The 16,558-nt window shown below is 68.4% G+C and carries 18 protein-coding genes; 5 read left to right on the top strand and 13 right to left on the bottom strand.

The window, feature by feature from the left end:
- Positions 1-28: 28 nt before the first annotated feature.
- Positions 29-841, top strand: coding sequence for a substrate-binding domain-containing protein (locus tag BMW75_RS11655; protein WP_092579426.1), 813 nt, complete (start codon positions 29-31; stop codon positions 839-841).
- Positions 842-847: 6 nt separating this feature from the next.
- Here the strand turns inward: BMW75_RS11655 and BMW75_RS11660 are convergent, their stop codons facing one another.
- The 10 genes from BMW75_RS11660 to BMW75_RS11705 form a co-directional block, all read right to left on the bottom strand.
- Positions 848-1,576 carry a tetratricopeptide repeat protein gene (locus BMW75_RS11660; RefSeq protein WP_092579428.1) on the bottom strand — a complete coding sequence of 243 codons (729 nt, stop codon included), beginning with the start codon at positions 1,574-1,576 and terminating at the stop codon, positions 848-850.
- Positions 1,573-2,211, bottom strand: a complete 639-nt coding sequence (gene lipB, locus BMW75_RS11665; protein WP_092579430.1) for a lipoyl(octanoyl) transferase LipB — start codon at positions 2,209-2,211, stop codon at positions 1,573-1,575. The genes BMW75_RS11660 and lipB overlap by 4 nt, the downstream gene beginning before the upstream one ends.
- Positions 2,212-2,223: 12 nt before the next feature.
- A complete protein-coding gene (locus BMW75_RS11670) occupies positions 2,224-2,496 on the bottom strand; it encodes a YbeD family protein (protein WP_076518397.1) in 273 nt (90 codons plus the stop codon).
- Between the two features lie 111 nt (positions 2,497-2,607).
- Positions 2,608-3,474, bottom strand: coding sequence for a D-amino acid aminotransferase (locus BMW75_RS11675; protein WP_092579432.1), 867 nt, complete (start codon positions 3,472-3,474; stop codon positions 2,608-2,610).
- 132 nt (positions 3,475-3,606) lie between these two features.
- Positions 3,607-4,869: a D-alanyl-D-alanine carboxypeptidase family protein gene (locus tag BMW75_RS11680; protein ID WP_092579434.1), complete on the bottom strand. Its 1,263-nt coding sequence runs from the start codon at positions 4,867-4,869 to the stop codon at positions 3,607-3,609.
- Positions 4,870-5,021: 152 nt separating this feature from the next.
- Positions 5,022-5,675: an alpha/beta hydrolase gene (locus BMW75_RS11685; protein ID WP_076518395.1), complete on the bottom strand. Its 654-nt coding sequence runs from the start codon at positions 5,673-5,675 to the stop codon at positions 5,022-5,024.
- 41 nt (positions 5,676-5,716) lie between these two features.
- Complete coding sequence (locus BMW75_RS11690; RefSeq protein WP_092579436.1) at positions 5,717-6,322, bottom strand: ABC-type transport auxiliary lipoprotein family protein; 606 nt, start codon at positions 6,320-6,322, stop codon at positions 5,717-5,719.
- A gap of 5 nt (positions 6,323-6,327) precedes the next feature.
- Positions 6,328-7,275, bottom strand: coding sequence for an MlaD family protein (locus BMW75_RS11695; RefSeq protein ID WP_175493151.1), 948 nt, complete (start codon positions 7,273-7,275; stop codon positions 6,328-6,330).
- The gene (locus BMW75_RS11700) at positions 7,262-8,101 is read right to left on the bottom strand and encodes an ABC transporter ATP-binding protein (protein ID WP_092579440.1); all 840 of its coding nucleotides are present in this window, start codon (positions 8,099-8,101) and stop codon (positions 7,262-7,264) included. Before BMW75_RS11700 ends, BMW75_RS11695 begins: the two co-directional genes overlap by 14 nt.
- Positions 8,101-9,231 carry an MlaE family ABC transporter permease gene (locus tag BMW75_RS11705; RefSeq protein WP_092579442.1) on the bottom strand — a complete coding sequence of 377 codons (1,131 nt, stop codon included), beginning with the start codon at positions 9,229-9,231 and terminating at the stop codon, positions 8,101-8,103. Before BMW75_RS11705 ends, BMW75_RS11700 begins: the two co-directional genes overlap by 1 nt.
- A 93-nt stretch (positions 9,232-9,324) precedes the next feature.
- Here BMW75_RS11705 and BMW75_RS11710 point away from each other — a divergent pair, with 93 nt between their 5' ends.
- The 3 genes from BMW75_RS11710 to BMW75_RS29450 are packed head-to-tail and all read left to right on the top strand — an operon-like array spanning position 9,325 to position 11,156.
- Positions 9,325-10,176, top strand: coding sequence for a biotin--[acetyl-CoA-carboxylase] ligase (locus BMW75_RS11710; RefSeq protein ID WP_092579444.1), 852 nt, complete (start codon positions 9,325-9,327; stop codon positions 10,174-10,176).
- A complete protein-coding gene (locus BMW75_RS11715) occupies positions 10,173-10,979 on the top strand; it encodes a type III pantothenate kinase (RefSeq protein WP_092579446.1) in 807 nt (268 codons plus the stop codon). Before BMW75_RS11710 ends, BMW75_RS11715 begins: the two co-directional genes overlap by 4 nt.
- Before the next feature lie 12 nt (positions 10,980-10,991).
- Positions 10,992-11,156: a hypothetical protein gene (locus BMW75_RS29450; RefSeq protein ID WP_092579448.1), complete on the top strand. Its 165-nt coding sequence runs from the start codon at positions 10,992-10,994 to the stop codon at positions 11,154-11,156.
- Here BMW75_RS29450 and BMW75_RS11725 read toward each other — a convergent pair.
- The 3 genes from BMW75_RS11725 to BMW75_RS11735 all read right to left on the bottom strand — a co-directional run bounded on the left by BMW75_RS11725 (position 11,153) and on the right by BMW75_RS11735 (position 14,731).
- Entirely contained in the window at positions 11,153-12,430 is a 1,278-nt protein-coding gene (locus BMW75_RS11725; RefSeq protein ID WP_092579450.1) for a 3-deoxy-D-manno-octulosonic acid transferase, read from the bottom strand. The two genes, BMW75_RS29450 and BMW75_RS11725, sit on opposite strands and share 4 nt — an antisense overlap.
- A 1-nt stretch (position 12,431) precedes the next feature.
- Positions 12,432-13,469, bottom strand: a complete 1,038-nt coding sequence (gene waaC, locus BMW75_RS11730) for a lipopolysaccharide heptosyltransferase I (protein WP_076518384.1) — start codon at positions 13,467-13,469, stop codon at positions 12,432-12,434.
- A gap of 158 nt (positions 13,470-13,627) precedes the next feature.
- The gene (locus BMW75_RS11735; protein ID WP_092579452.1) at positions 13,628-14,731 is read right to left on the bottom strand and encodes an MraY family glycosyltransferase; all 1,104 of its coding nucleotides are present in this window, start codon (positions 14,729-14,731) and stop codon (positions 13,628-13,630) included.
- A gap of 239 nt (positions 14,732-14,970) precedes the next feature.
- On the opposite strand from BMW75_RS11735, the gene pgi reads away from it, so the two are divergent.
- A complete protein-coding gene (gene pgi, locus BMW75_RS11740) occupies positions 14,971-16,551 on the top strand; it encodes a glucose-6-phosphate isomerase (RefSeq protein ID WP_092579454.1) in 1,581 nt (526 codons plus the stop codon).
- Positions 16,552-16,558: the final 7 nt, after the last annotated feature.

Genomic DNA, 16,558 nt, shown 5'->3' on the forward strand with positions numbered 1-16,558 from the left:
CTGGCCTGGCGTATTTCCCGACTTTTCCATGCCCGCCCTGCCCTCGCCTGCCCCCGTCGCCGTGATTGCCGCCCGTCTGGATGCCGGCCCGACCGCCCGCGCCCTCCAGGCCTGCGGCGAACGGCTCGCTCCCGCCGGCTATTTCCTGGCGGCGGCGCCCTGGCAGGACGCCGGGACGCTGCCCCTGCTGGAGGCCTTGCGCCCCGCCGCGGCCCTGGTCATCGGGCCGCTGGAGGACGCCGCGCTGCGCGCCGCGCTCACCGCGATGGAGATTCCGGTCGTCGAGACCTGGAGCGCGTCCCCGCAGACGCTGGACAGTGCCGTGGCGATCGACAACGCCGAGGCCGGCCGCCTGGCCGCCCGGCACCTGGCCGACAAGCGCCACCCCAGGGTCGCCTGCGTCAGCGCCGACAATCCGTGGGAACGCGCCCGGCGCGAGGGCTTCATCCACGGCGCCGCCGCGCTGGGGCTGGAGCTGGTCGCGGACATCGTGCAGCCCGAGGTCCAGCACATGAACGACGGCCGCATGGCCTTTTTGCGCCTGCTGGCCACCAATACGATCTTCGATGCCGTGTTCTGCACGTCCGACCTGCTGGCCGCCGCCGCCGTGTCGGAGGCCCACAATCGCGACCTGCATGTGCCGCAGGACCTGGCGGTGCTGGGATTCACGGACGACGGCAGCGCCGTGCAATGGGTGCAGGGGCTGACGACGCTGGGCGTGGACGCCGCCGACCTGGGCCGGCGTGCGGGTCAGTTGCTGCTGGACCGGCTGGACGGCGAACGTGGGCCCGGCCAGCGCGACATGCTGGAAGTGGTGTTCGAGGCGCGGCTGAGCACCTGAGCCGCGCTACGCGCCGGCCTCATACAGCGCCGGAAAGCCGCAGTCCTGCAGCATGCCGTTGGCTTCCTTCAGGAAGGCCGGCGTGGCGGTTTCGGGCACGCGGACGAGCCATTGGACGGCTTCTTCCTTTTTGCCTTGCAGGAGCAGCAGGCGGCCCAGGTGGAACATGCCCCGGAAGTCGCCGCCTTCGGCGCAGCGCTGGTAGCAGTCGAACGCGCGCGCCATGTCCTGCGGGATCTCGTCGCCCGCCTCGTAGTAGCGGCCGACCACGCCGATGGACTTCACGTGGCCCGCCTGCGCGGCCTGCTGGTACAGGGCCAGCGCCGCGGCGGGGTTCTGCGTGACGCCGCCGCGCCCGCTGCGCAGCATGTGGGCATAGTTGTACAGGCCCCAGTCGAGCCCGGCATCGGCGGCCCGGCGAAACCAGTACGCCGCGACGGTGTCGTCGGCCGGCACGCCCCATCCGTTTTCGTAGCAGCGTCCCACCATGTTGATGGCCATGGGGTGATCGGCATGGGCGGCGCGCTTGAACCACGCCAGTCCCTCCGCGGGCTGGCGTTCGACGCCCACGCCGTCCAGCAGCATCTGCCCGTAGATCGTCTGGGCCTCGGTCAGGCCCAATTCGGCCGCGGTGTGGATCCACGCGGCGTATTCCTCGGGCGGGCCGGATTCGCGCAGGCGCGCGAGCTGTTCGGGCGTGGTGGCGGCGACCTCGGCCGCGGTGTAGGTCTTCAATTCGGGTTCCTTCGACGACGCCATGCCTGCGCCAGGTTCTGGGCCAGCGCGTCGCCCGCCTCGGTGGGCGAGCAGCGCGCGCCACAGGCCGCCATGTCGACGGTGCGCAGCCCTTCGTAGCCGCAGGGGTTGATGCCGAGGAATGGCGCAAGATCCATCTCGACGTTCAGCGACACGCCGTGATAAGCCCTGCCATTGCGGATCTTGATGCCCAGGGCCGCGATCTTGGCGAGTTCGCCGCCGGCGGGGTCGGGCACGTAGACGCCGGGCGCGCCCGGCTTGCGACAGGCGCCGCTCACGCCGAACCGAGCCAGCGTGTCGATGACGGCGGATTCCAGCAAGGCGACGTATTCCTTGACGTACATGTCGGCGCGGCGCAGGTCGAACAGCGCATAGGCCATGACCTGGCCTGGGCCGTGGTAGGTCACCTGGCCGCCTCGGTCGCAATGGACGATGGGGATGTTGCCGGGGTTGAGCACATGCTGGGGCAGGCCGGCCTGGCCCAGCGTATAGACCGGCGTGTGCTCGCACAGCCAGATTTCATCCGGCGTGTCGGCGTCGCGCTGGCTGGTGTAGGCCTGCATGTCCTGCCAGACCGGCAGGTAGTCCACCGGCCGCGCGAGCCACTTGATCACGGCGATCTTGCCTTACAGGACGATGGACACCATGGGGTGGCCATGCAGCGCCCGATACAGGGCGTCGAGCTGCTCGCGGGAGGTCGCGCGCACGGTGAAGGTCAGTCCCAGGTAGTTGCCCCCCTTGCTGGGGCGCATTTCCACGGTCGCGGCGTCGAATCCCGGATCGAACTGCAGCACGACCTCGGTCAGCGTTTGCGCGAATTCGGGATGATGCTTGCCCATGACCTTGATGGGAAAGTCGCTGGGATATTCGATCAAAGAATCTTCGGGCGGAATATGCATGATGTGCCTAAAAAGAGTTGCCCCTGAATGTTCTTATATGGGGGCAAGCGGCGCGCCGGCAAGGGCCGGCGGGCGCCGGGCGGGCGGCCCCGGGGCCGCCCCGCGCCGGGACTACAGCGCGGCGATGCGGGCATCATAACCCGCACGCAATTGCTCAAAAACAGGGCCGGGCTTGCCGGTTCCCACGGGTTTGCCGTCCAGCGAGACGATGGCCAGCACTTCCTTGGTGGCGGACGACAGCATCAGTTCGTCGGCCTGCTCCACTTCTTGCTGCGAGATGCGGCGCGCTTCGAACGGGATGCCGGCCTCGGCGGCCAGTTCGCCCATCAGCCCGTAGCGGATGCCCTCGAGGATCAGGTTGTTCTTGGGCGGGGCCAGCAGCTTGCCGCCCGAGACGACCCAGATGTTGGTGGAGGAACCTTCGGTCAGGTAGCCGTCGCGGAACTGCAGGACTTCGTCGACGTGGGCGTCCACCGCCTGCTGCTTGGCCAGCACATTGCCCAGCAGCGAGACGGACTTGATTTCGCAGTGCAGCCAGCGCTCGTCGGGGATGCTGATCGCGGACAGGCCCTGGGCGCGCTGCGCGGCCGCCGGCGGCGCCCAGGCCGAGATCATGCCGAACACCGTCGGGGGCACGGCGGGCGACGGGAACTGGTGGTCGCGCTTGGCCACGCCGCGCGTCACCTGCAGGTACACGATGCAGGTTTCCAGGTTGGAACGGTCCAGCAATTGCTGGATCAGGTCGATCCACCCGCTGCGGTCGAACGGCTGCGCGATGCGCAAGGCGGCCAGGCTGCGGTCGAGACGGTCGAGGTGTTCGGCCATGCGGAATGCATTGCCTTGGTACACGGGGACGACTTCGTAGATGCCGTCGCCGAAAATGAAGCCGCGGTCCAGGACGGAGACCTTGGCCTCGTCCACGCGCAGGAATTCACCGTTGAGATACACCTGGCTTTCGCCCGGCACGCCCGGAATCATGAGGCACTCCTGAATTTGAAATGGAACAGGGACGAGCCGCCCGACCCGCCCCCGAAGAATGCAAAACGGGCGTTTCGCGCACGAAACGCCCGCTGCTAGCTTACACCCGCGGCAGGGGCCGCGGTGTCCGATTTACTGGAACCAGCGCTTGACGGTGTCGACCATGCGGCCGAAGAAGCCGGCGCGCTCGACGGCGTCCTGCACCACCAGCGGTTCGGTGCGCAGCACCTTGCCGTCCAGCGTGAATTGCAGCGTGCCGACCTGCTGGCCCTTGGCCAGCGGCGCAATCAGCGGATCGGTGCGCTGCGCGACCGGCTTGAGTTCGCCGGCCTTGCCGCGCGGCACGGCGATGGAAACGGGGTTGGGCGGGCCGAGCTTGACGTTTTCGGCGGTGCCTTCCCAGACGCGGGCGTCGATGCCGGGCTGGCTCTTGTCGAACAGCTTGACCGTGTCGAAGTTCTGGAAGCTCCAGTTCAGGAGCTTCAGGCTTTCTTCTGCGCGCGTGGCTTCGCTGTCGGTGCCCACCACGACCACGAGGATGCGGCGGTCGCCGCGCACGGCCGTCGACACGAGGCAGTAGCCGGCCGATTCGGTGTGGCCGGTCTTCATGCCGTCGACCGAGGGATCGGCCCACAGCAGGCGGTTGCGGTTGGGCTGCGTGATCTTGTTGTACGTGTAGCTTTTCTGCTTGTAGTAGTGGAAGTAGTCCGGGTGATCGGTGATCAGGTGGGCGGACATCGTGGCGAGGTCGCGCACGGACGTCATGTGCTGCGGGTCGGGCAGGCCGGTGGCGTTCATGAAGTGCGTGTTCTTCATGCCCAGGCGCTCGGCCTCCTGGTTCATCAAGGCGGCGAAGGCGGACTCGCTGCCGCCCACGGCCTCGGCCAGCGCCACGGACGCATCGTTGCCGGACTGCACGATCATGCCCTGGTTCAGTTCATCCACGGTGACCGGCTTGCGCGGCTCGATGAACATGCGCGAACCGCCGGTGCGCCAGGCGTGTTCGGACACCGGGACCGTCTGTTCAAGCGTCAGGCGCTTTTCTTCCAGCGCGTTGAAGACCACATACGCCGTCATGATCTTGGTGAGCGAAGCCGGCTCGACCTTCATGTCGGGATTGGAAGCAGCCAGCGTCTGGCCGCTGTTCACATCGACGACGATCCAGGCCTTGGCCGCGATCGTGGGCGCCGGGACGGCCGACACGTCGCCGACAGGGATCGCGCCCGCAGGCGTGGGGGCCGGGGCCGTCGCGGCCGGCGCGGCGGCGGGAGTGGCGGGCGCCTGCTGCGCCCAAGCCGGCATGGAGGCCGCCAGCATCGCCGACAACACGGCGCCTGAAACGAGGCGGCGGGTAAAGACAACGGGGGATTGAGCGGAGTGAGGCAATTTCTTCATCGGCAACGTGGGTCCAGGAATGACGCCCGCCGGCGCGGGGCAAGTGGCTGACAATTATAGGCAGTCGATCAGACCCATCCCGGCCACGCGGGGTTCCCCGCGCGCCTAAAACATGCAACCTGATGCAACCTGCGGCGTGCCGCGCGGACCGTTCAGTCCAGCGCGACCTTCAGGCGAGCCTGCACCAATTGGCGCAGCACGAGCAGCTTTCCGTGAAAGAAGTGCGAGGCGCCCGGCACCACCACGACAGGGATCGAGCGCGGACGCGCCCAGTCCATGGCCTCGGACAGCGGCACCACCTCGTCCTCTTCGCCGTGCACCATGAGCGTGTCGTCGGGGACTTGCACTTCGTGCGACTGAAAGCGGTTGACGGCGGGGCCCATCAGCATCAGGGCCGACGGCAGGACGGGCTCGCCCTGCTCGGCCAACGCGGCGTAAGTCTGCGCCGCGACGGCCGTGCCGAACGAAAAGCCCGCGAGCACCCAAGGCGCCTGCGCCAGTTCGGGATGGCGTTCGCGCATCTGCGCCACGACGGCCAGCATGTCCTGGGTTTCGCCCACGGATTTGTCGAACTCGCCTTCGGACTGGCCCACGCCACGGAAGTTGGGCCGCACCGCCACCAGCCCGTGCTGCACGCACGCGCGCGACAGCGTCGTGACCACCTTGTTCTCGCGCGCGCCGCCCTGCAACGGATGCGGATGCAGCACCAGCGCCCATCCGCGCGGCGATCCGGCGGGCCAGTCGATGGCGCAGTCGATGCGGCCGGCGGCGCCGACGAAAGCGTGGGTTTCAGTGCGTGCGGACATGGCGTGACTCAGCGTGCGGAAAAAGGAACGATGTTAACCGCTCATCTCGTGCGGGCCGCCTGCGCCGGCGCTGCCAGCGTGGCGCCGAGCCATTGCGCGAGCTGGTCGCTGGCCTGGTCGGTGGCCTCGCGCAGGGCCGCGACGCCGCCTTCGGCGTCCTGCGTGGGCGCGGGCGCCGTCACCAGGATGCGCTTCTGGTCCACCACGGCGCGGCCGTTCAGCAGCACGGCCTGCAACAGGATGCGCCCCTGGCTGGACTGCCCGTCTTCGGTGAAGACCTGTTCGAACTGCGCCAGCGATAGCTGCAACTGCGGCGTCTGCAAGGTGACGCGATCGTTGAGCACCGGGCCCTGGCGCGACAGGCGGTCAACGATGCGCTGGCGCACCAGGTCGGCGGGCGACGCGGCCCAGCGATACGTCGCGTAGGACCGCGGCGCGGCGCTGTCGCCCACGCGCCAGATCATGCCGGTGTCCGACAGGCCGGGCGCGGACTGGAACGTCAGCGCAATCGGGTCGCGCGCCGGCAAGGCGGGCACGGGCCTGGCGTCCAGCCCCAGGTCGAACACCTTGGGCGGCGCGTCGACGCGGCCGATACCGCAGCCCGCCAGGGTCAGGGTCAGGATAAGGAGGGCGCTGCGCATCTTCATTTCGGCTATCTCCCGAATCCGGCAAAGCCGGGTTCGCCGGGTCCCGGCGCCATGGGCGCGGGACCGAACAGGAACGATTGCGGCGTGCTGTCCACACGGCGCAGGGTATTGGTGGCGCCGCGCGCGGCCGCGCCGACGTCCGTCGCCATGCCGGTGATCGCCGGCAGGGTCTCGCCATCCAGGCGCGCGGCGGCCAGGGCGATGTCGTTGAGGCTGCGCGTGGCCACAGCCAGCGGGCCGTCCGGCGCATTCAGGCGCGCCAGCGACTGGCGGGCCTGCTGGGCCAGGTCGCCGATTTCGCGGGCGGCGCGGTCGGCCTGGCGCGAGGTGCGGTCCAGCGACTCCATGAGCGGCCCGAGCTTGGCCAGCGTCGGCGTCAGGGTGCGGCTGGCCTCTTTCAGGGATTGCGAGATATCGGTGGCGTTCTGCAGGCTGGCGGTGAGCGCCTGCACGTTCTGTTCGCTGAGCACGCGCTTCAATTGCTCGGTGGCGACCTCGACGTTGGAAATCAGCTTGTCGCCGCGCTGCTCCACGCGGTCCAGGAAGCCGGGCCGCAGCGGAATGGCGGCCGGATTCTCGGCGGTGGAGGTCAGGCGCTTGAGCGAGGAGCCGTCGTCGCGCAGATCCACGTTGGCCATGCCGGTCACCCCCTGCACGCCCAGTTCGGCCCACGTCGATTCGGTGATGGGCGTATTGGGAGCCACGCCGATGCGGATGCGCACCTGGCCCGGCTTGTTGGGATTGAGCGCGAGCGACTGCACCCGGCCCACGGGCACCCCCTGGTAGCGCACGGCCGATTGCGGATTCAGGCCGCTGACGGCCGTGGCCGAGATGATCTCGTATGGCTGCAACTGCGTCCGGTCGCGGCCGATCAGGATGGCCGTCAATACCGCTGCGGCCAGCAGGACCAGCGTGAAGATGCCGGCCATGAGCGCATGACTACGGTTTTCCATGTTGCATTCCCTTCGGTGCCAAGTCCCCCAGCGCGCGCAGGCCGCGCTCGCCCAGGAAGAACGTATGAATGAACGGGTGATCGAACTTCAGCACTTCAGGCACCGTGTCGCAAATGATCACCCGCTTTTCCGCCAGCACCGCGACGCGCGTGGCCAGCGCCAGCAGCGTGTCCAGGTCGTGCGTCACCATGACGACGGTAAAGCCGAGCTGCCGGTGCAGGCTGCGCACCAGGTCCACGAACTCGTCGGATCGCAGCGGATCGAGCCCGGCCGTGGGCTCGTCCAGGAACAGCAATTCCGGGTCCAGCGACAGCGCGCGCGCGAGCGCCACGCGCTTGACCATGCCGCCGGACAGGTCGGACGGGCGCTTGTCGGCGTCGCGCGACGACAGGCCCACCATGGCCAGCCGGCACATGACGACGTCGCGCACCAGGTCCTCGGGCACCGTGCGCAGTTCCCGCAGGGGCAAGGCCACATTGTCGAATACCGACAGCGCGGAGAAAAGCGCGCCGGCCTGGAACAGCATGCCCCACCGGTATGACAGCCGGCGGCGTTCGCCGGGCGTCAGTTCGGACAGCGTGTGGCCCAGCACCTTCACGGTGCCCGCCGCCGGCACGTCCAGCCCGATGATCTGGCGCAGCAGCACCGTCTTGCCCGTGCCCGAGCCGCCAACCAGCACCAGGATTTCTCCGGGGAACACGGTCAGGTCCAGGTTGTCATGCACGACGTGGTCGCCGAAGGCGGTGCGCAGGCCCCGCACGGTGATGACCGGCTCGACGGTGACGCCTTCTTCGGTGAACAGCCGATTCTGGGTGGCGTTGTTCATCAGATGCCCACCGTGCTGAAGATGACCGCGTACACCGCGTCGAGCAGGATGACGCCGGTGATCGAGGTGACCACCGAGGTGGTGGTGCCGCGGCCCAGGCTCTCGGTGTTGGGCTGGATGCGCAGGCCGAAGTGGCAGGCGATGAGCGCGATCAGGATGCCGAAGGTCACGCCCTTGAGCATGCCGATCCAGTAATTGGTCAGGGTGATGGCGTCGGGCAGCGACTGCAGGAACCACTGCGCGGACACGCCAAGCTGCGCCTGCGCGGCCAGCATGCCGCCCAGCAGCGCCATGGCGCTGGTCCACAGCACCAGCAGGGGCATGGTGACCGCCAGCGCCACCACGCGCGGCAGGATCAGGCGCTGCCCGTGCGAGATGCCCATGACCAGCATGGCGTCCAGCTCCTGCGTGACCCGCATGACGCCGATCTGCGCCGTGATGGCCGAACCGGAGCGGCCCGCCACCAGGATGGCCGCCAGCACCGGGCCCAGTTCGCGCACGATGGATACGCCCAGCAGGCGCACGATGAAGCGGTCCGCGCCAAACATTTGGAGTTGCTGCGCAGACAGGTAGGACAGCACCACGCCGATCAGAAAGCCCACCAGCGCGGTGATGCCCAGCGCCTGCGCGCCGGTGCGGTACACCTGCGCCGAGATCTCGCGCCACGGCCCCAGCCGCGGCCGGCGCAGCATCGCGCCCACGTCCAGCACCAACTGGCCCAGCATGATGAGCAGGGCCTTGCCGTTTTCGGCCGCCCGCAGGATTCCGCCGCCCATGGCGCGCACCCACGCCCAGGTCTCGGGCCTGGGCGCCGCGGTCAGCGCCTCGCCCTTGTTCATCGCCAGGGCGTTGAAGACGTCCTGCTGTCCGGCGCCCCAGCGCACGCGCTCGGGCAGTTTCTCGCCCCAGGCCTGCCAGATGATCAGCGCGCCGATCGTATCCAGCCGGTCGATGCCGTGCATGTCCCAGCGCGCGCCGGCCTGGGCCGCCCGGCCCAGCGCCGCGCGCCGGCGTTCGACCTCGCCCGGCTCGGCCAGCGCCAGCACGCTCCAGTCGCCGCCGACGTGGCAAACCCCGCCCTCGTGGCGAAAAGGCGCGGCGGCGGTCGCAAGCAAGGCGGAATGCGGCATGTCGTCCGGTTATCGATGCAAAATGTGTCGTCAATCATATACGCAGGGGCTGCGCGGCCGCGAGCGCGGCCCGCGTGCCCTACAATCGCCGCCATGCTCGACCAAGTCCGCCCCATCGACCTGCCCGCCCCGGAAATCCTCGCCCGGACGCTGGGCGACCGCCTGCCCGCCTTCCAGGACATCGCCTGGACCGCCAGCACCGGATCGACCAACGCCGACCTGCTTGCCCGCACGCGGTCGGGGGCCGGCCCGGGCAAGCCATGGCTGCTGGGCACGCACCTGCAGGAAACCGGCCGCGGCCGCGCCGGCCGTCCCTGGCAGAACCGCTCGGGCTCCACGCTCATGTTCTCGTGCGCGTTCGACGTGCACCTGCCCGCCATGCAACTGGCGGCGCTGTCGCCGCTGGCCGGCGTGGCCGCGTGCGAAGCCCTGCGCGCCGTTGCCGGCCGCGATGCGCGCGCGCTGTGCATGAAATGGCCCAACGACGTGCAATGGCACGACGCCAAGCTGGCGGGCATCCTGGTCGAGACCACCCGCAACCCCGGCGGCCGCGACGCCGGCTACACCGTGGTGATCGGCATGGGCGTCAATCTCGTCGATGCCCCCGAACTGTCGCGCGCGCTGGGCCGCGAGGTCGCCGATTGGACCCAGGTGCAGGCCGCGTCCGCGCACGCCGCGGCCGCCGCCGACCTGGTCTGCGCCAGCGCCACGGCGTGGCACGACGCGGTGCGCACGCTCGAGCGCGAAGGCTTCGGCGCCTTCCGGCAGCGTTTCGACCAGGTCGACGCGCTGGCGGGCCGCAAGGTGAACGTGCTGGACAAGGACGCTATTCTTCTCAGCGGAACCGCCTGTGGCGTGGACGAGCAAGGCCGCCTGCTGGTGCAGACGCCCGAAGGCGCCACACCGATCTCGGTCGGTGAAATTTCGATTCGACGCCAAGCATGATTATTCTCATCGACTCCGGCAACAGCCGCCTCAAAGTGGGTTGGCTGGACGCCAGCAATCCGGACATGCCGCGCGAACCCGCGGTCGTCGCGTTCGACGGCCTGGACCTGGACGCGCTGGACAGCTGGGTGGCGGGCTTGCCTCAAGCGCCGCGGCGCGCGCTGGGCGTGAACGTGGCCGGCGCGGCGCGCGGCGATGCCATCGCGGCCATCCTGCAAAAACGCGGCTGCGCGGTGACGTGGTCGCCATCGCAGGCCACGACGCTGGGCCTGGTCAACAGCTATCGCAACCCCACCCAGTTGGGCGCGGACCGCTGGGCCTCGCTGCTGGGCGTGCTGTCGCGCCTGCCGGGCACCCACCCGCCCTTCGTGCTGGCCAGCTTCGGCACCGCGACCACCATCGACACCGTCGGACCCGACAACGTCTTCGCGGGCGGCCTGATCCTGCCGGGCCCGGCCATGATGCGCACCTCGCTGGCCCATGGCACGGCCAACCTGCCCATCGCCAACGGCCAGGTCGTGCCCTACCCCACGGACACGCACGAGGCCATCGCCTCCGGCATCGCCGCCGCCCAGGCCGGCGCCGTGGTGCGCCAATGGCTGGCGGGCCGCCAGCGCTACGGCCAGACCCCGCAGATCTACGCGGCCGGCGGCGGATGGCCCGAGGTCCACCAGGAGATCGAACGGTTGCTCGCCGACGCGGGCGGCGCGTTCGGCGCGGCGCCGGTGCCGGTCTACCTGGACCACCCCGTGCTCGACGGGCTGGCCGCCGTCGCGCGCGCCACGCTGACCCCTCATCCCTGACGCAGGCCCGGCATGCGCGTGCTATTGATCCTGATTCTGCTTGCGAACCTGGGCGTCTATGCGCTGGGACAGGGCTGGCTCGGCGCCAGGCCCGAAGACGAAGGCCGGGACCCGCGGCGCTTCAGCCAGGAATTGAATTCTGGCGCGGTCACGTTGGTTCCGCGCAAGTCGCCTTAGCGGCCCCGGTCCAGCCAGGGTTCCAGGGCAGCCATCGTCCGCGCCGTCGCCCCCGCGTGCTGGTCGAACCACGTCCGCGCGGCCCGGCTGGTCTGCTGCCGCCGCGGCTCATCCTGCAGAAAGGCCATCGCCATGTCGACCGCTTGACCGGGATCGGCGGCGCGCGAGACAGCGCCCGCTTCGATGGCATCCTCGGCCGCCTGCTTGAAGTTGAACGTGTGCGGTCCGACGATGACGGGCACGCCTGCGGCGCAAGCCTCGATGAGGTTCTGGCCGCCCAGCGGCGCAAAGCTGCCCGCCACGATCGCCACGTCGGAAGCCGCGTAATAGAAGGCCATTTCACCCAGCGTGTCACCCAGCAGCACGGCAGCTTCGGGGCGTGGCACCGTGCCCGCCGAGCGGCGGGCGAAACCAAGCCCGGAGTCCGACAGCATCCGAGCGGCTTCGTCAAAGCGCTGGGGATGGCGTGGGATCAACAGGAATAGTGGTGCTCCCGGCGCGGCGGCGTGACGCTTGATCGCTTCGATGAACAGACTGTCCTCGCCCTCGCGCGTGCTGGCCACGGCGACGATGCACCGGCCAAGCTGCGCGCGCCATGCCCTTCCTTCCTCCACCTGCGCGTGCGGCAGGACCAGGTCGAACTTGAGATTGCCGGTCACCACGGCCGCGGGCGCGCCCGCCTGGGCCAGCCGGCCAGCATCTTCCGCCGTCTGCGCCAGCACCATGTCCAGCCGCGCCAGCGCTTCGCGCATCACGCCGCCCATCCGGCGCGCCTGCCGCAGCGACGATTCGGAATAGCGGGCGCTCACCAGGGCCATGGGCACATTTGCGTCGCGCGCAGCGGCCAGCAGGTTGGGCCAGATCTCGCGTTCCATCAACAGCCCGCAGCGCGGCCGATGCGCCGCCATGAAGCGGCGGGTCGCGCCGGGAAAATCGTAGGGCAGCCAGGCCTGGCGAAGCTGGCCCCGGGCTATGGCGTCACCGAACAGCCGTTCACCCTCGGCGCGGCCGGTCGCCGTCACATGGGTCAGCAATATAGGCAGACCGCGCTCCAGCATCGCATTGAGCAGCGGTTGCGCGGCCCGGGTCTCGCCCAGACTGACGGCATGCACCCAGACTGGGTCGGTCAATGAAGAAGGAGATTCCGAACGCCCGAAACGCTCGGGGGAAAAGATTTCCCAGCGGCCGCCCGCGCGCCGGGCGCGATGGGCCATCCACAGCCAGATCAGGGGCGCGAGGGCCCGGAGCGCGAGCGTATAGACGCCGCGGTTCATGTCACTGCGCGGCCAGCGCCTGCTCGACCGAGGCCATGACGGCCTCGCGCGACGGCGAGGCGCCGCGGTCGCCCAGGCTGGCGGTGTAGTTGGACCCGACCAGAGGGGTGCGCACGGGCGTGGAGGCGCGGTAGATGCCGATGGTCGGGCGGCCCAGCGCGGCGGAAAGGTGCGTCAGGCCGCTGTCCAGTCCCACCATGAGGCGCGCGCCGGCCAGCAGCTTGGCCACCGCGGACAAATCCATGCGGGGCATGACCTCGGCGCCGTCCATGCCGGCCACCAGCAGGCGGGCGCGCTCGGCCTCCTGGTCATTGCCGGCAAGCAGCTTCAACATGCAGCCGGCCTCGCGCAGGCGGCGGAACACCGCGCGCCAGTCCTCTTCGGGCCACAGTTTGTCGTCGCGGCTGGCCGACGGCATGATCACCGCGTAGCCGCGGTCGGTGTCCAGGTGGTGCAGCCGGGGCAGTTCGGTGGTGTTCAGGCCGCCGCTGCCCACTTCCAGGACCGGTTCGGGCGCCTGCGTGGCCTGGCGGGCGAACGCCTGCAATCCGAAATCCGGCAGGCCGGCGTGCTGGTAGCCGAAGGTCAGCCCGGCCAGCTTGCGCTGGCGGATCACGGCGGGCTGCCAGAACTCGACGCGATGGCGCACGTTGTAGAACAGCGAGGCCAGGGGTTCGCGCGCCGACCGCCAGTCCAGGCCGTGCTTGACGCCCTGCGTCTGGCGCACCAGCCACGCCGATTTCAGCAGGGCCTGCATGTCCAGGACGACGTCGTAGCGCACGGCGCGCAGGCGCTCGCGCAGCGCGCGGCGCTCGGCCCGTACCTGCGCGGACCACCAGGACTTGCGCCAGCGGCGGTGCGCGACCTTGATGATTTCATTGACGGCGGGATGCCACGAGGGGATCTCGGCAAACGCCTCTTCGACGACCCAGTCGATCTGTGCGTCTGGCACATGCCGGGCGATATCCGTGATCGCCGGCAGCATGTGGACGAGGTCGCCCAAAGAGGACGTGCGAACAATGAGAATTCGTGTGGGCATGGGCAAGGATTGGTGCTTGGAGCCGCCCTCGACCCGATGTGGGCGGACACCGTTCAACGCAGCCCGAACTGTACATCAACAATGGCGATTGCTGCGCAAACCGGCGCCCGGTTTCGGCCCGCCTTGGCGGCAGCCCCCGAGGCCCGGCGGCGGGGGGATTATTGCCGCTTCTTTTTCTTCACGATCATCCATTTCGGCATGCGGAACAAAACCAGCTTGCGATACAGCACGACATAGGTGGTCGAGAATATGCCCGTAAACAGCATCAGCAGCCAGGGCTCCTGCCAGAACAGCACCGCCGGAATGACCGCCAGCGACGACAGCAGCCACAGGTAAGGCGACGTCATCGAATTGCGCTGCGTCTGATGCCGCATTTCGCGCGAGCCGATGGCCCAGCGGACCAGGCGCTTGTAAATCAGCATATGCAGGTGCACCCCATCCGGCGCGCCAGGCGAGCGGCCACGCAGCCACTTTTTGCGATAGATGGAGAACAGCGTTTCGAACACCGGATAGATGCACAGGAGAAGCGGAAACCAGGCCGACACATAGGGGTGCCTTGCCAGCATCAGCACGGACAGTTCTCCGATGATGAAACCCAGGAAATACGCCCCGCCGTCGCCAAGGAATATATGGCCGTGCGGGTAATTCCAGACCAGGAAACCTATAACCGCGCCCAACGTACTCAACGCCACGATCAATAGAAAACGATCGCCCAAATAAAAGGAAACATAGGCAAAACCGGCCAATATCATTGCGGAAACCACGGCAGCCAAGCCGTTATATCCATCGATGATATTTATCGCATTGGCGGCGCCGCCGATGGCTACCGTTGTAAACACCAACGAAACTATTCCAAACTGCAGCAACCAGTCCAAACCGATTATGTCGACACGGGTGACGGCGGCGCCAAGAAAATAAAATGCAGCCACCCCGGACAGCATTGCCAGGCCCAGCCGAACCAGCACGCGCACCTGTTTGGTCAGATCCTCGGCAAACCCACCAAGGAATGCAGGCATGCCCGCAGCCAACAGCAGCACCATGCTGGGCAATACGTCGGGTTCGCGTATGGCAACCAATGCACACGTCACACCGCTGGACACGAGCAGTGACAACCCCCCGATGCGGGGAACCGGGGCGGAGTGATACTTTTGCACACCGTCCAAATCATGATCGGCCGTCAGGCCATCATGCCAAGAGCGGTAGCGGACGATCAGCAAGGTTGAGATGAGCGAAACCAGAAACGCTACAAGGACGTACAGCATGAAAGGTGGCGCCTGTTGAAGTAGGCGCGATTGTAGCGCTAGATGAGCGCGGGCCACACTGCAGAAAATCGACAGCTTTTCATAGGATTAGAAACGAAGACCGCATTAATAAATGGCGCCGCATCAGCTTTCCGGAGCCAGCTAAAATCCGGCCTGCGCAATGGAGTTGTAGCTTGCGTCGGCGCCCCCAGGCGCATAGTGCGAAGCCCATTCCAGTATCAAGACGTATTCTCGAATATATGCATCCTTTCAAACCCGCTGAACACGCAAGCCTGTTGCACCTGTCCGAATGGAAGGCATATTCCGAAGCCGTGCTGGAAGCGTCGTTTCGCCCCGACGCGCTGCACCTCGTGCAGGCAGCCGGCCTGACGATCGACCTGAGCGCGCACGTGGATTCCCCCGCAGCCCGCCGGGCGGGCGAGGCGCTGCTGGAGGCCCGCGGCTTTGACGCCGCGCGCAAGGCGCTGATGGCGGGCGAACCCGTGAACATGACCGAGGACCGCGCCGCCTGGCACACCATGCTGCGCGCGCCCGCCCCCATCGAGGAGGTGGCCCGCGAACACCAGCGGGTGCGCGACTTCGTGCTGGACGCCGACGCGCGGGGACAGTGGAAGTCCATCATCCACATCGGGATCGGCGGCAGCGACTGGGGCGTGCGCCTGGCGACGGACGCCTGTGGCGGCTATGGTTGCCGCCGGACCTTGAAGTTCGTCGCCAACATCGACGGACACGCCATCGAGGATGCGGTCCAGGACATCGACCCCCACGAAACGCTGGTGGTGGTGACGTCCAAGTCCTTCACCACGGCCGAGACCCTTGCCAACCTGCGCCGCGCGGTGCAATGGCTGGCGGACGCGGGCATCGCAGCCCCCTACCGGCAGGTCGTCGCCATCACGGCCCGGCCGGCCGCCGCCGCCCAGCTCGGGATTCCCGACAGCCAGATCTTCCGGTTCTGGGACTGGGTGGGCGGGCGCTACTCGCTCTGGTCGGCGGTCGGTCTGCCCGTGGCGCTGGCGGTCGGGCTGGACGTGATCGAAGGCATCCGCGCCGGGGCGGCCGCCATGGACGACCACTTTGCGCAGGCCCCCATCGCCGATAACGCGCCCGCGCAGCTCGCGCTGGCCGGGGTCGCCAACCGCAGTGTGCTGGGTTATGGCTCGCTCAGCATCGCCGCCTATGACGCCCGCCTGCAGTTCCTGGCGCCCTATCTGCAGCAGCTCGACATGGAATCGCTGGGCAAGTCGGTGGATATCGCCGGCAGGCCCGTGGGCGTGCCGACCGGGCCTTCGGTCTGGGGCATGCCGGGCACGGACGGGCAGCATACGTTTTTCCAATGGCTGCACCAGGGCACCGACGGCGCCGCGGTGGATTTCATCATGTGCCGCGAAGCCGATCACCAGTGGGTCGAGGAACACGCCATGCTGCTGGCCAATTGCCTGGCCCAGCGCCAGACCCTGCTGCGCGGCACCTCCATCGATACGGACGAGGCCGCGCTGCTGGCTCAGGGAATGCCGCAGGCCAACGCGCAATGGCTGGCCCGCCATCGCCACCATCAGGGCGGCCGGCCGTCGACGCTGATCGTGCTGCCGCGCCTGACGCCCGAGGCGCTGGGCGCCCTGCTGGCGCTCTACGAGCACAAGGTCTTCGTGCAGGGCCTGATCTGGGGCATCAATCCGTTCGACCAATGGGGCGTGGAGGCCGGCAAGAAGATGGCCAGCGGCATCCTGCGCGAACTGCATGGCGAACCGCAAGCCCCATCGCACGACCAGTCCACCCGGCACTGGATCTCGCTGCTGGCGGGCGACAGGCAGGGACGCTGATCCGGCC

This window comes from Achromobacter sp. NFACC18-2 (assembly GCF_900108985.1).
Taxonomy (GTDB): domain Bacteria; phylum Pseudomonadota; class Gammaproteobacteria; order Burkholderiales; family Burkholderiaceae_B; genus Achromobacter.